This window comes from Leptospira sarikeiensis, from assembly GCF_004769615.1.
Classification (GTDB): domain Bacteria; phylum Spirochaetota; class Leptospiria; order Leptospirales; family Leptospiraceae; genus Leptospira_B; species Leptospira_B sarikeiensis.
Genome location: NZ_RQGF01000035.1, coordinates 299,853 through 317,720 on the forward strand (window position 1 = coordinate 299,853; position 17,868 = coordinate 317,720).

The following is a 17,868-nucleotide window of genomic DNA, read 5'->3' on the forward strand; positions in this document are numbered from 1 at the left end:
CGCAAGTTGTTTGGCGTGTTCTCGATCAAGCATTCGCCTATCGGCAACTTGCTCACTCCCTAAGGGTCGTTCGCAAAGAGGCGGCCAAAACTTAGTAGTTTAGTTTTAAGATCCTGATCTCTTTTTCTTCGAAACGGAGAGTTTCTTTGAGTTGGCCGAATCTTTCGGCAGAGAAAGGGGACTCAGGGGAACGAAGTTCCTTTTTCAATTTTAGAACTTCTTCATATAGTTCTAAAAGTTCCAAAGTGTTTCCCTTGGCTTCTTTCGAGTAAAGTGCTCGGAACATAGGTCCGATCCTGGAAGGAATATCTGAATTTACGATCTCGGAGATCCCAAGATCTTCTATATGACGGAACATCCAATTTTGGAGATAGACTGCAAGTAGTCTCTCCATACGGACCACATCCTCTTTAGTGTTTCGAGGTACGATCCCTTTGTAGAATCTATAACGTTTTCTTAAATATTTGCCTGCGATATTTCCATCGATCGGATCTGATTTAAGTTTGTCCCATTCTTCTTTGATGACCGGGAAATATTCCGAACCGAAATAAGGTTCTCCCAATTCGCAGATATGGATGGCACCCGGGTCGTAACTTCTCATCCGGGTCCTGAATCCGTCCCAGTCTGCGGCGAGTAAGTTTACCTGCCCCTGGCTTTGGAGAGGTTCCATAGCTCGGTTGATCTCTCTGATAAAATTTCCTTTGAGTTGATCGGAAGGATCCGCGAGTACGAGGAAGTTAAAATCGGAGGCTTCGTCTCCTTCTCCTCTTTGTCTAGAGCCGAAAAATATAAGTTCGAATGGTTTTAAGGAGGAGACGCTTGAAAGATTTTCTTTAATTCGTTCCATGCTCGTTTGCTCTAATTCCAGCTCCGAGGAAAGTTTTGGAAGTTAGGATTACTCGAAAAACAAACGCATCCTGGAAAGGTTTTCCAAAATTGCTTTGTAGGCCCGATCTCTAGCTTCCGCGTCTCCGAAGGGTATCGATTTTACGTGGTTAAAATCATGGTAGGTAATCTCGATCGAGTCAGCTGCCATATTCTTTTTAATGGAGGAAATATAGTCTAAATTTATGACCTCGGTTTCCCCCAGTTTTAACCACATTCTATCTTATCCTCGAGAGCTCGTCTCCCCGCCGGATAAAATACTTTCCGGATCGAAATCGGTCAAGAAAATACCCCGCTAAAACGCTTTTATTCCCCGACTTACGAACTCGTGGAATTCTTTTCCCAATTCCGAAGTCCCGAGTCCCTTTTTGTTTTCCAATTGGGTCTCGAAAACGAAAATAAAAGCTTCTTTCTGCCATTCCCAGCGAACGTAACATCGTTCGGTTCCGGATCCTTTCCCGCAGCCTGAAAATACTGTGGCCCTGGAACTTTCTCCCATGGAGAAATATTGGAATTGTCTAGCCGTAAATCCGGATTGTTCCGTTTCGGATACCAATTGTCTGAAATCATTGGAGTTATCCTCCGTGTAAGAGGAAGCCCGGAAACTTTCGAAACTGGAATTGGTGTCGGATATCTTACATTCGTAAAAAAGACCTCTGGCGAATAGTCTCCCCGAATTCAAAAGAACGGAATGCCCTCCGGTATAATATACTACGTCGTAGTTTAATCTAAGAGCCGAAGGATTTTCCGGGGTGACAGAGTTTGGATTTTGCTGAGGGGTTTTACATCCCGCGAAAGCGGAAACCAGTAGGAGAATGTTTAGAATTTTAAAAGCCGATTTCATATAGATCTCCTTTATAGTTTCGGAATACATAAGAAGAACTTTTGGTCTCTTCCAAATAATTTGCAGGTAGGGGAACTTTTCCTCCGCCTCCTGTCAGATCCACGACGTATAACGGAACACTGAGCCCGCTAATCCTTCCTCGGATCTGTTTCATGATCTCTACACCTTCTTCGATCGGGACCCGGAAATGAGAGGATCCGAATACCTCGTCGCATTGGTGTAGATAATGTGGTTTGATCCCGATCTTGGTCAGCCCGTAGAATAACTCAGTCAAAGTTTCTACAGAATTATTGATCCCCTTTAAAAGGACCGCCTGGTTTAGGACAGTAACTGCACCTTCTTTTGCGAGCATTTCTATCCTTTCTTTTACGAGTGGGGTAAGTTCTTTCGGATGATTAAAATGGGTGATCAGATATACAGGATAATGTTTTCTTAAAACTGTGCAAAGTTCCGAGTTGATCCTCATTGGAAGAGTAACAGGATATCTGGAATGGATCCGGACCTGATTGATATGTGGAATCGCCTTCAATTCTCCGAGTAAATAATCCAATTTGGAATCCGAAAGGTTGAGCGGATCTCCTCCGGAAAGGATCACTTCTTTGATCTCCGAATGATTTCTAAAATATTCTAATGCATCATTCCAATCTTCTAACCCTGGGGTTCCGAAGGATTGGGACACCTTTCTTTTACGAGTGCAGAACCTGCAATAGACAGCGCATACATGAGAAAGATACCAAAGAGCCCTGTCAGGATATCGGTGGGTTACACCCTTTACAGGCATATGGGATTCTTCTGCCAATGGATCTCTTCTGTCCCAAGGGCGAACATGCAGTTCTTCTTTTCTAGGAATTACTTGGAGACGGATCGGGCAATTTGGATCTTTAGGATCTGCGAGACCTAGATAATAAGGAGTGGTAGAGAAGCTAAAAACTTCCGCACAAGAATGAAGTGCTTCTCTTTCTTCCGAACTAAGATGGATATATTCTTCTAGTTCGGCTTCTTCTTTGATCCTATTTTGGATCTGCCATTTCCAATCTAACCATTGAGATTCTGAAACGGATTTTTGTTTCGGGTTTGAAGAAACGAGTTCCAAGTGTCCCCCTACTTAATGGATTCTCACGCCTAGTATTTCAGTCAACCGAGTATCCAGATAAAAAAGAAGGAAACCAAACATAGGTTTCCATTCGAGTTGTTTATATATTACCTCGAGGAGAATGCCCACCAATTAAAGTTGGAGACTTAGGAGAAGGATGAGCCGTATTCCCGTTTTCTATTTTGCCGAAGCGGAATTTTTGCCCGAAACCGCCAGAGCGTTTACAGGGAAAGGTCCTCCCGAGGACTTACAGAACTGAAAATCGGTCAGACCGGAGGGGGAAGAAAAAGATAACGATAGGCTAGGGAATGAAAAGAAATACTACGATCTGAGATATGTGGGAAGAATCTATTCCCAATTCCGGATTCAGAATGAGAGAAACGAACGGTTGTCCCGACGTTTGCATCGTCTCCACCTGCGGAGATTAAAGAAGGAAGCCCCTGATCATCTCCATCTCGGAAAGATAGGGTCCTTGATTTTTTTTGGAATGTGTAACTTTTGGCGTTTGTATAATCCCTTGCCACGACCTCGCTAAAGAGGGCGACAACCAGGAATAAAATCAGAGGCAATAGCCAAAGCCGCTTCATATCTATCTTTTACTTTGACGAAATAAAACGGCCTTAGCAACCTTTTTTCGATAAGAAAAATCGGAATTTATTGTTTAGAAGCTTCTACTTCCACAGTGCTTAAGGTACTTCTTAAATATCCACTTTTGAGCACCATCGCCTGTCCTTCTTCGGAAGTGATATAAGTAATGAACTCGTCTATCTTCTTACCCCGATCGGAAAGATAGAATAGGTACAATCCTCTAGAAAGTTTATATTTTCGATCCGAAACATTCTGGATAGTAGGCTCTACAAAAGGATCCTTTCCTGTTTTAGAATAAGGGACCGCTTTTACTTTTCCTTTGTTTTGGATCTGAGCGCTTCCCATTCCCATAAATCCGATCGCTGCGGTATCCTTTTGGATCTGGTCCGCCATCTCGTCGTTATCAGATACTACTTTCGAGTCCTTAGTGAATTCTTTTCCTTTGGAAGTTTGGTATTCTTTTTCTCCCAAGTCTCTTTGTTTTAAGATATGTGTTTCGAAGTAAGCTGCGGTTCCGCTCTTATCATTTCTAAGAAGAACATGGATCGGGCCGGGCTTACCGCCAACTTGTGACCAGTCTTTTACTTCACCGGAGAATATTTTGGAGATCTGTTCCAAGGTAAGTTTAGAGATTTGGTTTTCAGGATGAACTACTACCGCGATCCCATCATATCCGATCAGAATATTCTCGAATCTTCCTTTTCTTTCGAACTGGGTTTGTTCTTCCGGAGTTAATGGTCTGGAAGAAGCTGCAATATCCGTTTTGGATTCGAATAATTTCTCTATCCCTTCGAAGGAACCTCCTCCTAGTACGGTAACTTCTACCTTCGGGTTCTTCTGAGCGTATCCGGCAGCTACCACGTTTAGTAGAGTATGCATCGTTTCCGAGCCTGTGATCAATAAAGGTTCTTTTTTACAATTAGTACTGGCGAGTATTGTGAACAGTACGAGTAAGAACGTTAATTTTTGTTTCATTGTGAATGGGTTCTCCGGAAATCTTTCCAAAGAGGGATTCTCCTTCTGGAAGGCGAAAAGTCGAACGGATTTTGGGCTCGAATTATTACAATTAACAGTAGAGCCGGAGTACATCGCTTGACACCGGGCCTTCCTGCAAGGATATAGAAGGAGCGTAATCTTTATTTTAGGTCGTTTATGAACTTAGGCATTACTGAAGTTAGAAAAGGGATGGTTCTCAAGGTAGAAGGGGAGCTTTATTCCGTTGTAAAAAGCGAATTCGTAAATCCGGGCAAGGGATCTGCTTTTATCCGTACAAAATTAAAAAACCTGGTCAGAAACAGTTCTATCGAAAGGACCTTTAAAGCCGCGGAAAAACTAGAATCCGTAGAGTTGGAAAAAAGACAGATGACCATCTGTTATTCCGAGGGAGATGATATCATCTTCATGGATACAAATGATTTCGAACAAATCCCAGTGTCTAAAGAATACTTAGAGGACATCCTTCCATTCTTAAAAGAAGAATCCGCGATGGAAGTTTCTTTCTATGAAGGAAAACCGATCGGAGTTACACCTCCGAACTTTGCAATTTTACAAGTGACTTATGCAGAAGAAGGTCTGAAGGGAGATACTTCCGGAACCGCTCTGAAAAGAGTCACTGTAGAGACCGGAGGCGAGATCAACGTTCCGATCTTTATCAAACAAGGAGATTCTATTCGGATCGATTTGAGGGACCTTACCTATGTGGAGAGGGTCAATAAATAAGGAATAATGCGGCTCTCAAAATAGAAAGGGCCGTAAAACTACCGCGTGAGGGTGCGGAGTTCGATTTTAGATGTTATAAAAAAAGGGACACCACCTAAAGGAGGAACAATGGCGACTATCATCCAAAAACCGGGACTACCGGAGATTAAAAACAACGCGGAAGTAAAATCTTTTTTGAATCAAAGAGGGATCGAGTACGATCATTGGCCGGTTCCTAATAATTCAGATTCTCTGACTGACAAGCTCACTCTAGTGGACGAGGAGAAAGAAACTCTTCTCAAAAATCTGGACAATCGTTTCGAGACCTTAAAAGAAAAAGAAGGATATCAGTCCAGAGACTTGATCGTTCTTCATCCTCAGGTCCCAGGCCTGAACGAGATGCTCGCGAAGTTTGACAAAGTGCATTATCATACAGACGACGAAGTTCGTTATATCGTAGACGGGTCCGGTATTTTCGGATTCGCTCTTGCTGGAGAAAAGTTTTTGGTGAAAGTGGAGAAGGATGATTTTATCTCCGTTCCAAAAAATACCAATCATTGGTTCACTCTAGATGAGAACAAAAGGATCAAAGCAGTTCGATACTTCCAAGACATGAGCGGCTGGGTCCCTAACTACGTAGAAGAAACTACGGCTCTAGTTTAAAGAATGTCCCAAAAGAAAATTCTGACCCGCCTCGCGGAGTCGGGCGTACTATATCATTCTAAAGGATGGATGCCCGGTACTGCGGGCAATCTATCTATCAAAGACGAGAAAGATCCGAATATATTTTGGGTCAGCGGAAGCGGTTTAGATAAGAATAAACTTACTCGTAAAGATTTTCTTCCAGTACAAATCGAATCCGGAAATGTAGTGGAAGGTTGGAAGGGTAGAGAAGGTTTAAAACCTTCTGCAGAAACTTCTATTCATAGAGCTGTCTACAAAGCATTTCCTGAAATGGGTTGTTCTCTACATGTCCATACTCCGGAATCCAATCTGATAGAGATCGGTGTCTCCAAGGAAAATCCGATCGAAGAACTTCCTCTTCTGCCTTTAGAAATTATAAAGGCATTCGGGATCTGGGATGAAAATCCGAACGTTTCCGTTCCGGTTCTGTACAATTACCCGAAGGTCCAGGATATTTCAGATCATCTGGAAAAACATCTTTTGGAAGCTAAACCTCGAGTTCCCTTCTGTATTATCGAAAAGCATGGGATCACAGTTTGGGGAAAGGATCTAGTCCAGGCAAATCGCCATTTGGAAGCCGCGGATTTTATATTAAAAGTACGGGCGATGTCCAAATAAGAACATGGAATCCAAAAAAATCCTTGTAGTCGGCGCCGGTTCCGGGATCGGCAGATCTTTATTAGAAAAACTGAATGCAATTCCTGAATATTTTCCGATCGGAATTTCCAGAAGAGGACGTCCTTTAGAGGAAAGTTTCGAAAAAGGAAAGAATTATTACTGCGATCTGGGAGATCCGAACCAAATCGTTAAATTTTCTAAAGAATTATTAGAGCGTTGGAACAAAATAGACGCAATCTATTTTGCTTCCGGGGACGGCCTATTCTTAAAAATAGAGGACCTAGAATGGGAAGATCTTCAAAAACATTTGGCTCTGAACTTAAGTGCTCCGATCCTTCTTACTTCTAAACTTTTGCCTGCCTTAGGAAAAGGTTCTCTTCTTTGTTATATTTCTTCCACTGCCGGCAAACAGGGTTTTCCAGAATCTTCTCCTTACTGTGCTTCTAAACATGGTCTTGCAGGTTTTGCAAAAGCGATCCGGGAAGAAGTGAAAGGTCGTGGGATCCGGGTCACCACCGTATACGCGGGTGCGATCGATACTCCTATTTGGGACGGAAGAGAAGGTTTTAAGAGAGAAGATATGATCCCTTCTAATGACGCTGCGATTTTTTTAGAGAGTTTATATTCTCAACCTGCAACTTTGAATCAGGACGAAATTTTACTTCTTCCCCCGAAAGGAATATTATAAAAGCTTTAAGTAGTCTCCGCCCAACGTTCTCTGATCTCTAAAAGTTCCGGCATTAAATTCAAGAATACAGGTACAATATGAGGATCGAAATGGGAACCTGCTCCTTTTCGGATATGATTGACTGCGTCTTCCACACTCCAGGCTTTTTTATAAGGCCTTTCCGTAGTAAGTGCATCGAATACATCCGCAAGGGTAACGATCCTTGCTTCCATCGGGATCTCTTCTCCTTTGATCCCGTTCGGATATCCTGACCCGTCCCATTTTTCATGATGGTTTAGCGCGATACTTTTGGCGATTTGTAGAAGAAGGGAATCATGATCCCCAATGATCTCGGCGCCTATCGTAGGATGGGTTTTCATGATCTCCCATTCTTCAGGATCGAGTTTACCAGGTTTTTGTAATATACGATCGGGGATCCCGATCTTGCCTATATCATGCATAGGGGAAGCATGCAAAATTTTTTCTGCAGCTTCTTCGGAATATCCTAAGGCAGAGGCAAGTGTTTTGGAATAATGGCTCATCCGGATCACATGAAGTCCGGTTTCATTGTCCTTATATTCTGCAGCAAGTCCTAGACGTTGTATGATCTGTAGCCTTGTTTCCTTGAGTTCTTCATTTCTAACTAAGGATAAGTGAGTCCGAACTCTGGCCTTAACGATCGCAGGACTGACTGGTTTTGTGATATAGTCCACGGCTCCGGCTTCGAAACCATCCGCTTCATCTTCTTCTTCCGCCATTGCTGTCACAAAGATAACCGGGATCCTGGAAGTAGAAGGCTCTTCTCTCAATTTTTTACAGGTCTCATGTCCTGTAAACCCCGGCATCATAACATCCAGAAGGATCAGATTCGGTTTTTCCGAGACTGCGAGCTCTATCGCCTTTGTCCCGTCTTTTGCGAAGAGAAGTCTATAATCATCTTGTAATATTTGTTTTAGTACCTGCAAGTTTGCGGCTTCGTCGTCTACGACTAAAATTTTCGGTCTGTAATCGATGAGATTGCTCATTCTATTATCCGATGTTTCGGTCTAATCCGAGTTTTGTGATGATATTTTTTAGAAGAGAAAATGCCTCTTCGAATTCGAATTGATCTATTTTAGAGCGGAAAGATTGATATTCCGGATTTTCCAATTTGTTCCGGATCAGGTCCGAAAATTCTTCCAAATATTTTTCTTCTATCGAACCTCTTTGAAAAGAAGTCGAAAGTTCTTTTGCAAGAAAGCTAGCCCTTTGTGGATCCCATTCCAATCCTTTTTCGAAGGAAGAAATTTTTTCTTCCTGCAGGGAAGAGGAATGCCCAAGGACCCTTGCCATCTCTGCCAACATTTGTTCCAAGTCTACAGGTTTAGAAACAAAACCGTCCATTCCGGAATCTTTTGCGGAATTTTTATCTTCTTCAAATACGCTGGCTGTTAGAGCAAGGATCGGGACCTTAGAAAGATTTTCCTCTGCCTCATGCATTCGGATCACTTTAGTCGCTTGGCGCCCGTCCAAACCGGGCATCTGCACGTCCATTAGAACTAGATCGAAGGATCCGGCCGTGACTTTTTTTACCGCCTCTTCTCCGTTAAACGCAGTGGAGACGGTATGTCCTAAGTTCTCTAATAATAGGCGAACTAACTCAGTATTTTTTTCTACGTCGTCTACAACTAGGATCCTTAAAGGAGGAAGTTTGACGCCGTTTTGTGCCTTGTATTCTATTCTAGGTTTTCCTAAAGGTAAAGGAAGAAGAACATGAAAGGTGCTTCCTTGGCCGAGTGTACTTTCTGCCCAGATCTGTCCTCCCATCAGCTCCGTTAATTGTTTACAGATGGTTGTTCCGAGCCCTGTACCTCCGAAACGTCTAGTGGTAGATACATCTGCTTGAGTGAACGGTTCGAAAATTTTATCCAAACGATCTGCTTGGATCCCGATCCCGGTATCTTGGATCGCAAAATGAAGGTTTCCATTTTCTCTGGAGATCTTGAAGGTTACTTTTCCTTTATCCGTAAATTTTACGGAGTTGCCGATCAGGTTCATCAAGATTTGTCTGATCCTTAACGAATCTCCTGAGTAAAATTCAGGAAGTCCTTCTTCTTGCAGTACTTCAAAGTCTAAATTCTTTTTTCTTGCGCTTAATCCCAATGTGGATTTTAATTCTGCGACTAATTTGAAAAGAGAGAAGTCCATTGTTTCCAACTCGACTGCTCCTTTTTCCAATTTTGCGGTATTCAAAATATCGTTCAAAAGACGTAGAAGAGATTTTGCGGAACTTTTTACCGTCTCTAAATGATTTCGTTGGTTCTTCTCTAGATTGTCGGATAAAAGTACTTCTGTAAAACCTAGGATCGCATTCATTGGAGTTCGGATCTCATGGCTCATATTTGCTAAGAAGGAAGTTTTAGAGATCGCAGCTAACTCGGCCTTTTCTTTCGCTTTTCGTAATGCTTCTTCTATCGATCTTCTTTCTGTGATGTCTAAGATGACCCCGTCTAAAAATAAGACTTCTCCATTCCCACCAAAAACCCCGCTTCCGTTTTCCCAAAGCCATTTGATCTCTCCGTTTTTATGAAAGATCCTATATTCTAAGGTGAAAGTTCTCTTTTCGAAAACTGCACGATCCACTTCTTTTCGGATCCTATCTCTATCATCCGGGTGGGTGATCTGATGGAATGTTCTTGCGGATCCTGGTTTTGTAAAATCCGAAACAGGATATCCTGTGACTGACTCGCAAGCGTCACTCATAAAGAGTGTTTTCCAATCTTGATTTGGAAGACATCTATATGTGATCCCTGGAATATTTTCGATAAGAGATCGGACTTGTTGTTCGCTTTGTTTCAAAGCGTTTTCGATCATTTTTCTATCGCTAATATCAGTTACGAAACCAACGAATAGATCTTCTCCTGAAAGTTTCCCGTGGCCGATCGCTAAACGTACTGGAAAATCGGATCCATCTTTTCGGATACCGATCACTTCTTTACTAGTTCCAATGATCCTGGCGAAGCCTGTGCTTAAAATAGTTTCCGGGTCTTTTTCTTTTCCGGTATAATACGGGTCAGGCATCAGCTCTCTGATATTCTTTCCGATCACTTCCTCATCCGAATAACCGAAAATAATTTCTGCAGAACGATTAAAGTCTCGGATCCTTCCTTGAGAGTCCATAGAAATAACACCGTCTACAGCGGTGGTAATGATAGTCCTCAATCTGGATTCGCTGATTTTTAGATTATTAACTAAGACGCGATATCTTAAGAACCAATTGACCCCGAATGCAAAAAAAGTGAATAAGATCGTGATTACTGAAACTGCAAGCGCTAAGAATGTGGAGTTTGTAGTTTGTGTAGTAAGATCCGGGTCCACAGTTCCTACAAATCTTGCCGCTGCCATTCCGGTATAATGCATTCCGGAAATTGCACTTCCCATTGTGATCCCGGAAATTATGGAAGGCCATTTGGATTTTAGATTTAATCCTTCTAGTCTGAATCTTACCCAAAGAGAAAGTATTGCTAAGACGACTGCAACGACTATGGATAATGCAAAAAATCTTGGATCATATCTTAGGAATGCGCTCATCTGCATAGCTGCCATTCCGGTATAATGCATTGCTCCGATACCGGAACCTACTAACAGTCCGCCTAATGTTAGTTCGGTGACTGAAATTTTAGGCCTACTTACGAATGCTAATGCAACGGAAGAAGCAAGAAGACTTGGAATAATGGAAACGATTGTAAGAGTTTTATCGTATTCTACAGTCGTGCATAACTCGAAAGAAAGCATTCCGATAAAATGCATGGACCAAACTCCACAACCTAGAGCAAGGCTCGCCGCAGAAGACACCAAATATTTAGTGATCGGAGGAGAGGATTCCGGAACGTTTTGTCCTACAATTTGTAAGGCAATATAAGAAGCGAATATCGCGGTCAAAACGGAGAGTACGACTAACCAAGGGTTGTATGCAGCCGTCAGAAGGGTCTGATTAGGATCGTATATAAAAAAATTATCTAAGAATGCGATCACGAAATATCAGACCTCGAAAGGTAGCCCCACATAAAAAATTGTATCTCCGGGAGAAGAGTCGAACCAGATCCTACCTCTATGTTTTTCAACTATACGTTTCGCAATATCTAGTCCTAAACCTGAACCTTCTCCTAAAGGTTTTGTAGTAAAAAAAGCATCGAATACCTGGCTCTGAGCCTCTGTTGGGATCCCTGGGCCCTTATCACGGATAGAGACTACTACTTCATTTTCCTGAACAGCTGCGCTTATACCCAAGGATCCCTTATAGGACATTGCTTGGACGGAGTTCATGATCAAATTTGTCCAAAGATGCATTAGATCATCCGGAAATCCTAGGAAATCAGGAATTCCGTCTAGATTGGTGGAAACTTCCACGCCATGTTTGAATAGATTTTGGTATAGTGTCAGAACGGTATCTATGTTTTCTTTTAAAGAGAATTTTCTTTTTTTATGAGACGATTCAAAATGAGCAAAACTTCTAAGGGCATAAACTATTTTTGAGGAACGATCCACTGCGGTTTTGATCGTATCCACACATTGTTCAGGTCCGAGCATGTCTAAGAAGAAGGGCAAAAGTTCTCGCGTATTCTGATTTTTTAATATACCTTCGAAATTCCTCCAACTGGACGCGATCCCGAAATCCACAAAAAGTTCCGCAGTATCTTCCGGAAGAAGGACTCCTGTCTCTTTCATTTGGGATTTCACTTCTGCAAGAACCCTTCTTCTTTCTAAGCCGATCAGAATTTCTTTGGAAGAAACTCCTGTAGAAATAAGTTCTGCGTAGGAGTTCCAATCGCTATCTGATAATGAGGACAATAGGGGAAGAAGAGAACGTAGATCGGAACGGATCCTTTCTAAGTAAGAGAGAATATTAAAACCTGCTGCTTGGATGGCACCGATCGGATTATTGATCTCGTGGGCGATCCCTGCAGCTAATTGGCCTAGATCCGCAAGCTTAGAAGCTTGGATCAGTTTTGCCTGAGTACGTTTTAGATTTTGGATCGCTTCTTCCAAATCGGATTTTTGGGATTCTATAATCGCCTTTTGAGCTAAAATTTCTTCATTCGCTCTTTGTAAGATCCCAATTTTAAATTCGGCTTCTTCTAAACCTGTGGTGTCCGTTCCGGTAGAGATCACATACTGTAAATGTCCTGTTTTGTCCCGAACTTCTTTATGTTCCCAGATCGTATGTCTGATCTTTCCATCTTTGGTCCTGATCTGCAGACTTGTATGTTTCGGAAATCTTCTCTTGGCAAAACGATGTTGGAAAACTTTAGAGATCCGGTCCTTTTCATCAGCATACACTACCGTCTCCCAGAAAAGTCTTCCTTCTAACTCCATTAGCTCGAAACCTGTGATCTGAAGACAGGCTTTATTCAATAAAATTAATTTACCGTCTCCGTCTAATACTAGGAATAAAATACTCGTAGAATCCAAAATGCTCTGTAGAACGTCTCTTCTTTCCGAAAGTTTTCTTTCTGAGATCGCTCTTTGTGTCACATCTCTTAATACTACGATCTTAAATTGAGAACCTTCCGATCTTTGAGAATGTACCGAAATATCGTAGTATTTCCCGTGAGAGGTTTTCCATTCTGTGTTCATTCTTTTTGAAAAAGAACAATCTTCTAAGATAGAAGCTAGATCCGGAAGGAATTCGGAAAGTTTGGAATCTCCTCTAAGTCTTGCAGTTCCCAGCAAATTTAAAGCGGACACATTGCAGTCCAAAAGAAACCCATTCGAGTTCATTACAAAAACTGCATCTTGCATGTACTCGAATACTTGATTTCTCGCCATCGGGATCAGATTTAGTATTCTAAAATAGAATAAACCGTACATCCATATGAGTAGCGCGAAACTTGCCGCCAAAGGAAAGATATCTAATTTTGGATGAACGAACGGAATGAAACCTCCTGCGGTCATCAATTGGCTTCCGAAAGGTAGGGTAACACCGATTAAAAAAACGAGGGAACGGATCCTATGAAATGCTCTTTGGGACCAAACTCCGTAGATCAGGATCAAAATACAGATCAGAAAGGATCCTAAAAAATTATAAACGAATACTTGCATCCATGGACCGTACTCGTAGATCAATGCAAGCCAGGGTGCCGAGTTATCGAATCTTAGAGAAGGGCGGATCCATTCTTTTTCTCCGAACCAAACCACGAGTTCCGTACAGATTGGAAGGAAAGAAAAAAGAAAAATGCTGATCGGATGAATGAACTTACTTAGGTTCGCAACCCTTAAACAGAGAAAGGGAAGGGATGCGATCAATAGATCGGAACCTATAAATTGGAAATCATCCCAGAAGATGATATTCTCCGGTTTGATACAAACGATCTCCCAAAAATAGCCGAAGCTATATAGGATCATTCCTAAACATACAAGAATGAATTCAGGAGCACCGGAGGTTTGTCTGTTCTTTATTCCCAAACGAAATGTCAGGATGGAAAGAAGAAAACTAAATAAGGGAAGAATGGCGTAAGGAGTCCATTTAAACCAGGATAGAGATTGGACGTCCATTCCCATGCATACAAATTTTGAAAGCATTCCCCTAGGCTCAAGGAGAAAGTTTCAAAGAATAAAATATAGGACGAAGTAATCAGGATCTATCCCTCTTGTAGGAAGAAATCCATCTCTTAAGTAAAGAATTTATGGATAAAATTACAGTTCTAGTTCTGTAAACCGACCGGAGTTTCTTGCTCTCCGCCTAAGGTGAAGTAGAAGGAGGCACCTTCACCTAATTTCCCTTCTGCCCAAACGGAACCTTTGTATCTTGTGACAATTCTGTGTACAATTGCAAGTCCCACTCCGGTGCCATCAAACTCGTCCTGTCTATGTAATCTTTGGAAGACTCCGAATAAACGGTTATAGTATTTCATATCGAAACCTGCTCCGTTGTCTTTCACGAAGAATGCCTTACCTTTTTCGGTTTCAGTAATCCCAATTTCTACTCTAGGATTTTCTTTTTTGGCGGAATATTTTACCGCATTGGAGATTAGATTCTGAAATACATAGGACATCATATCTTTGTCAGTAGTAACATTCGTTAAAGGATGTACTATGATCTCAGCATTATGATCCGTTTGGTCATTGATTTGTTTGACTACACTTTCTGCGACTTCAGTAAGATCGAAGGTAGAATTTCTTAATTCTCTTTTTCCTATCCTGGAGAATTCGAGCAGATTATCGATCAGGTTCTCCATTCTTTTGGTGGACTCTATCAGAACGTTCAGGAAACGTACCCCTTCCGAATCCAAAACGGAACTATGATCTTCTAAGAGCATTTGTGTATAACCTTGGATAGCCCTTAAAGGAGCTCTAAGATCATGGGAAACCGAATAAGAGAAAGCTTCCAATTCTGCATTCGCATATTCTAATTCGAAATTTTTCTGTTCGATCCATTCCAAACTTTTTTTACGATCTGCAGCAATGGAAAGAAGAGATTTGACTCTTATGATCAATTCTTCCGGATGAAAAGGTTTAAAAAGATATTCATCCGCTTTCGCTTCCCAACCTTTTAACATTGCTTCTCTATGAGTTAGTGCAGTAAGAAGGACCACGATCGTTTTGGAAGCAGAAGGATCATTTTTGATCTGTTTACAAAGTTCAATCCCGTCAGTGTCCGGCATCATTACATCTGAGAGAACTAGATCAGGTGCCCAAGAAAGAACATACATAAAACCTTCTTTTCCATTCTTTGCAGTTTTGATCCTACAAAAAGGGGAAAGTAAGGAACTAATATAGCGGGAAAGATCCTCATTGTCTTCGCAGATCAATACTTTAGGTTTTTCGGAAGATTCTGAAATTTCTTCCATCGAGAATTCATTGATGGAGAATTTTGGAGCCTGGGAAAGTATCTTGGATGAGTGTGAATGATTCTCCTTATTCTCGGAGACGGATACTGGGATGTCGACTGCGAAGGAACTTCCGGCGCCGACCTTACTTTCTAAATGAACAGAACCATTCAGAAGTTCGGAAAATTCTTTTACCATGGCAAGACCAAGGCCTGTTCCACCATATCTTCTCGTGGAAGAACCTTCTGCTTGTTGGAATTTTTTGAAAATAATTTTTTGATCTTCTTCCGAAATCCCGATCCCGGAATCTTTTACGACTAAACGTAAAATTCCTTCTGAGAATGATAGGATCACGAAAATATTTCCGCCTTCCGGAGTGAATTTTAAAGCATTGGAAAGAAGATTAAAAATGATCCTTTCAAAAAGATAACGGTCGATTAATATGTTCAGATCGGAAGAAGGTAGATCCGTTTGGATCCGGATACTTTTTTCCAAAGCGCTAGGTTCGAAATCCTTTAAGATCAGTCGGATCAGATTGCTAACGTTTATGGGTTCTAATTCCACTTTCATTTTGCCCGCTTCGAATTTAGAAAAATCCAGAAGACTATTTACCATCTGTAAAAGTCGGACAGAATTATTATGGACCGTCTCCAGCATTTGGGCTTGGTTTGAAGAAAGATTTTTACTTTTATCGGAAAGAATAGATTCTACAGGTGCTAGGATTAAACTCAATGGAGTTCTAAGCTCATGGGATACGTTCGCAAAAAACTCGCTCTTGATCTTTTCGGAATCTCTTAAACTTTTATTTGCTTCTTGAAGTTCTTGGGAACGGCGAATAATTTCAGTTTCCATTTCCTCCGTTTTTGAACGAAGTGCTTCCGTCATTTCGGATTGTTTTTCACCCTTCTGTTTTAAGAGAACGAATTCGGTAATGTCCTCCGCTTTATGGATAATATATACTACCTTTCCTTTTTTATCTAAGACCGGAACGTTTATAGGACTCCAATATTTTACGGTGAATCCGCCCCCGTCCTGCTCAGGGCGTCGTACATCGTATTTTTGAACAGCCATCGTGTCTTGCGCCTTGGTTTCTAAAGCTCGGAGTAGGGAATTGCGAAGATTACTGACACCAGTCGCTTCCGGATCGTCAGGGTTATCCGGGAAAACATCGAAGATCCCCCTGCCCAAAATTTTATCTCTTTCAGTCAGAGTTGCTTTGAGATATCCATCGCTTACCGCTACGATCTTCAATTCTGGAGAAAGAACTAAGAATAAGCTGGGAGCAGATTCAAATAGGACACGAAAATCGGGGGCGGACTCGGAAAATTGATCCATTCTAATTTGCCAAAAGCAGAAACGAAATTATAGATTCGTAACCGGAAGAATTCATTTCAAAAATTAAGAATATGGAAAAAACAGAATATCCAATTTTGGTAAAACTTCCATCAGATTCTTCTTATTTTTAGTCTAGCATAACTCGTTTTAGAATACAAGAAGTATCCTTTGAGTAATGCAGCTCACTGTAGGAATTCCCACCCAAATTTTTTAAGCACAACCTGTATAAATTTGTCTTTAAGAAACGCATAACGGATACCTTAAACAAAAGTCCTTAAAATTCGTTATTTGCTGGTAATAAGTCGAAAGACGGATAAAAAAGGCAAATTCCAAGAATAAGCGTCAAATGAGGTCTGGCGATTTCTTTTCCATCGGTAATTTTTTTGTGTCTGTGTGACTCAAGGGGCGAAGCTATATTCTAAATCTCAAATAATATACTATACATATATTTAGTTATTTTTACCTTCCTCCTATGCCTCAATCCATCAAAATTGGAAGTATTTGGGAGAATGGAATTTGTTTCTCAATAATTTCCTTTCCGTTCGATCGAGAATTGTATCTTAAACTCTCGAAAATTCCAAGGTCTTCTTGGGATCCGAATCTTAAACATTGGAAAATCCCTTTTTCGGAAGCCTTCTTATCCGATCTTGTTTCGGAATATAAGGAGAAGATCGATTCCGAAGTGGAGATCCTGCTTCTTCCCTTAAAAACTGAATTGCTTAGGAGAAATTATAGTAGAAAAACGTTAAGGTCTTATCTCCAATATAATCGAGCATTCTTAAAATATGCAAAGAAAAATCCGTATACGATCACTGAGTCCGATCTAAATGTATATCTGGACCGGATCTTATACGAGAAAAATCTCGCCTCAAACTCGATTAAGTCGCTCCTCCAAGCGCTAAAGTTCTATTATAATATCATAATAGGTACTAAATATCTAAGAAAGTATGCCCATCCCAAGCGAGAGAAACGAATTCCGGAATCTCTATCCAGAAATGAAGTAACTCGAATTATGGGGTCTCTTCCAAATCCTAAGCATCGACTTCTTTTGAGGATTTGTTATGGAGGAGGATTCAGAGTGAGTGAATTAGTTAAACTAAAAGGAAACGATCTGGACTGGGAAAAAAAATCGATCCGTATCCGACAAGGAAAGGGGAATAAAGACAGATTCACTCTTCTTCCAAGTAGCTGCAGAAAAGATCTTTCCGAGCTGATCAATAGGTTCGGCAAAGAATCTTGGATCTTTCCGGGACAGATCCCTAACCAACACCTCACCGTTAGAACCGCCGAAAAAATTTTCGAAATGGCTAAAAAGAAGGCGGGGATTACTAAAGAAGTTTCAATCCACGATCTTAGGCACGCTTTCGCTATCCATTTGCTCGAGTCAGGAACTTCTATCAAGATGATCCAAAGACTCCTGGGCCATGTTTCGGTCAAAACTACGGAAATTTATGCTCGCATTGTGGATCCAATGGTCTCTAAGATTAGAAGCCCTTTGGATGAGCTATAATTTTACGAACATTCGCCCATGTTATACTTTAATGCAAGATATACGAGCAAACGCAAAGTAGAAGTTAGACGAACAGCTCTGCATGATATTCGTTCCAAATTTTGCGGGCTTCCATGCCCGCTCGCTTTCATTAATATG

General features: G+C 41.3%; 15 protein-coding genes. 5 read left to right on the forward strand and 10 right to left on the reverse strand.

Features of this window, described 5'->3' with window-relative positions:
* Positions 1 to 91: 91 nt before the first annotated feature.
* The 6 genes from EHQ64_RS18210 to EHQ64_RS18235 all read right to left on the reverse strand — a co-directional run bounded on the left by EHQ64_RS18210 (position 92) and on the right by EHQ64_RS18235 (position 4,385).
* Complete coding sequence (locus EHQ64_RS18210; protein WP_135651214.1) at positions 92 to 847, reverse strand: hypothetical protein; 756 nt, start codon at positions 845 to 847, stop codon at positions 92 to 94.
* A 48-nt stretch (positions 848 to 895) separates the two neighbouring features.
* Positions 896 to 1,102, reverse strand: coding sequence for a hypothetical protein (locus tag EHQ64_RS18215; RefSeq protein ID WP_135651215.1), 207 nt, complete (start codon positions 1,100 to 1,102; stop codon positions 896 to 898).
* 78 nt (positions 1,103 to 1,180) lie between these two features.
* Complete coding sequence (locus EHQ64_RS18220; RefSeq protein ID WP_135651216.1) at positions 1,181 to 1,729, reverse strand: hypothetical protein; 549 nt, start codon at positions 1,727 to 1,729, stop codon at positions 1,181 to 1,183.
* Complete coding sequence (locus EHQ64_RS18225; protein ID WP_135651217.1) at positions 1,713 to 2,822, reverse strand: KamA family radical SAM protein; 1,110 nt, start codon at positions 2,820 to 2,822, stop codon at positions 1,713 to 1,715. Before EHQ64_RS18225 ends, EHQ64_RS18220 begins: the two co-directional genes overlap by 17 nt.
* 266 nt (positions 2,823 to 3,088) lie before the next feature.
* The gene (locus EHQ64_RS18230; protein ID WP_135651218.1) at positions 3,089 to 3,409 is read right to left on the reverse strand and encodes a hypothetical protein; all 321 of its coding nucleotides are present in this window, start codon (positions 3,407 to 3,409) and stop codon (positions 3,089 to 3,091) included.
* Between the two features lie 67 nt (positions 3,410 to 3,476).
* Complete coding sequence (locus EHQ64_RS18235) at positions 3,477 to 4,385, reverse strand: phosphate ABC transporter substrate-binding protein (RefSeq protein WP_135651219.1); 909 nt, start codon at positions 4,383 to 4,385, stop codon at positions 3,477 to 3,479.
* Between the two features lie 177 nt (positions 4,386 to 4,562).
* Between EHQ64_RS18235 and efp the strand changes: the two genes are divergently transcribed.
* From efp to EHQ64_RS18255, 4 genes are all read left to right on the forward strand, one after another.
* On the forward strand, positions 4,563 to 5,129 hold the full coding sequence (gene efp, locus EHQ64_RS18240; protein ID WP_135651220.1) for an elongation factor P: 567 nt from the start codon (positions 4,563 to 4,565) through the stop codon (positions 5,127 to 5,129).
* Positions 5,130 to 5,237: 108 nt separating this feature from the next.
* On the forward strand, positions 5,238 to 5,771 hold the full coding sequence (locus tag EHQ64_RS18245) for a 1,2-dihydroxy-3-keto-5-methylthiopentene dioxygenase (protein WP_135651221.1): 534 nt from the start codon (positions 5,238 to 5,240) through the stop codon (positions 5,769 to 5,771).
* Between the two features lie 3 nt (positions 5,772 to 5,774).
* Positions 5,775 to 6,410: a methylthioribulose 1-phosphate dehydratase gene (gene mtnB / locus EHQ64_RS18250; RefSeq protein WP_135651222.1), complete on the forward strand. Its 636-nt coding sequence runs from the start codon at positions 5,775 to 5,777 to the stop codon at positions 6,408 to 6,410.
* 4 nt (positions 6,411 to 6,414) lie between these two features.
* Positions 6,415 to 7,098: an SDR family NAD(P)-dependent oxidoreductase gene (locus EHQ64_RS18255; RefSeq protein WP_135651223.1), complete on the forward strand. Its 684-nt coding sequence runs from the start codon at positions 6,415 to 6,417 to the stop codon at positions 7,096 to 7,098.
* Positions 7,099 to 7,103: 5 nt separating this feature from the next.
* On the opposite strand, the gene EHQ64_RS18260 is transcribed toward EHQ64_RS18255, so the two are convergent.
* From EHQ64_RS18260 to EHQ64_RS18275, 4 genes are all read right to left on the reverse strand, one after another.
* Positions 7,104 to 8,102 (reverse strand): response regulator, encoded by a 999-nt coding sequence (locus EHQ64_RS18260; protein ID WP_135651224.1) that lies wholly within the window; start codon positions 8,100 to 8,102, stop codon positions 7,104 to 7,106.
* 4 nt (positions 8,103 to 8,106) lie between these two features.
* Positions 8,107 to 11,091 carry an MHYT domain-containing protein gene (locus EHQ64_RS18265; protein ID WP_135651225.1) on the reverse strand — a complete coding sequence of 995 codons (2,985 nt, stop codon included), beginning with the start codon at positions 11,089 to 11,091 and terminating at the stop codon, positions 8,107 to 8,109.
* Positions 11,092 to 11,097: 6 nt separating this feature from the next.
* On the reverse strand, positions 11,098 to 13,638 hold the full coding sequence (locus EHQ64_RS18270; protein WP_246048833.1) for a histidine kinase N-terminal 7TM domain-containing protein: 2,541 nt from the start codon (positions 13,636 to 13,638) through the stop codon (positions 11,098 to 11,100).
* Positions 13,639 to 13,760: 122 nt separating this feature from the next.
* Positions 13,761 to 16,220, reverse strand: a complete 2,460-nt coding sequence (locus EHQ64_RS18275; RefSeq protein WP_135651226.1) for a hybrid sensor histidine kinase/response regulator — start codon at positions 16,218 to 16,220, stop codon at positions 13,761 to 13,763.
* 553 nt (positions 16,221 to 16,773) lie between these two features.
* Between EHQ64_RS18275 and EHQ64_RS18280 the strand changes: the two genes are divergently transcribed.
* A complete protein-coding gene (locus tag EHQ64_RS18280; protein ID WP_246048834.1) occupies positions 16,774 to 17,730 on the forward strand; it encodes a tyrosine-type recombinase/integrase in 957 nt (318 codons plus the stop codon).
* Positions 17,731 to 17,868: the final 138 nt, after the last annotated feature.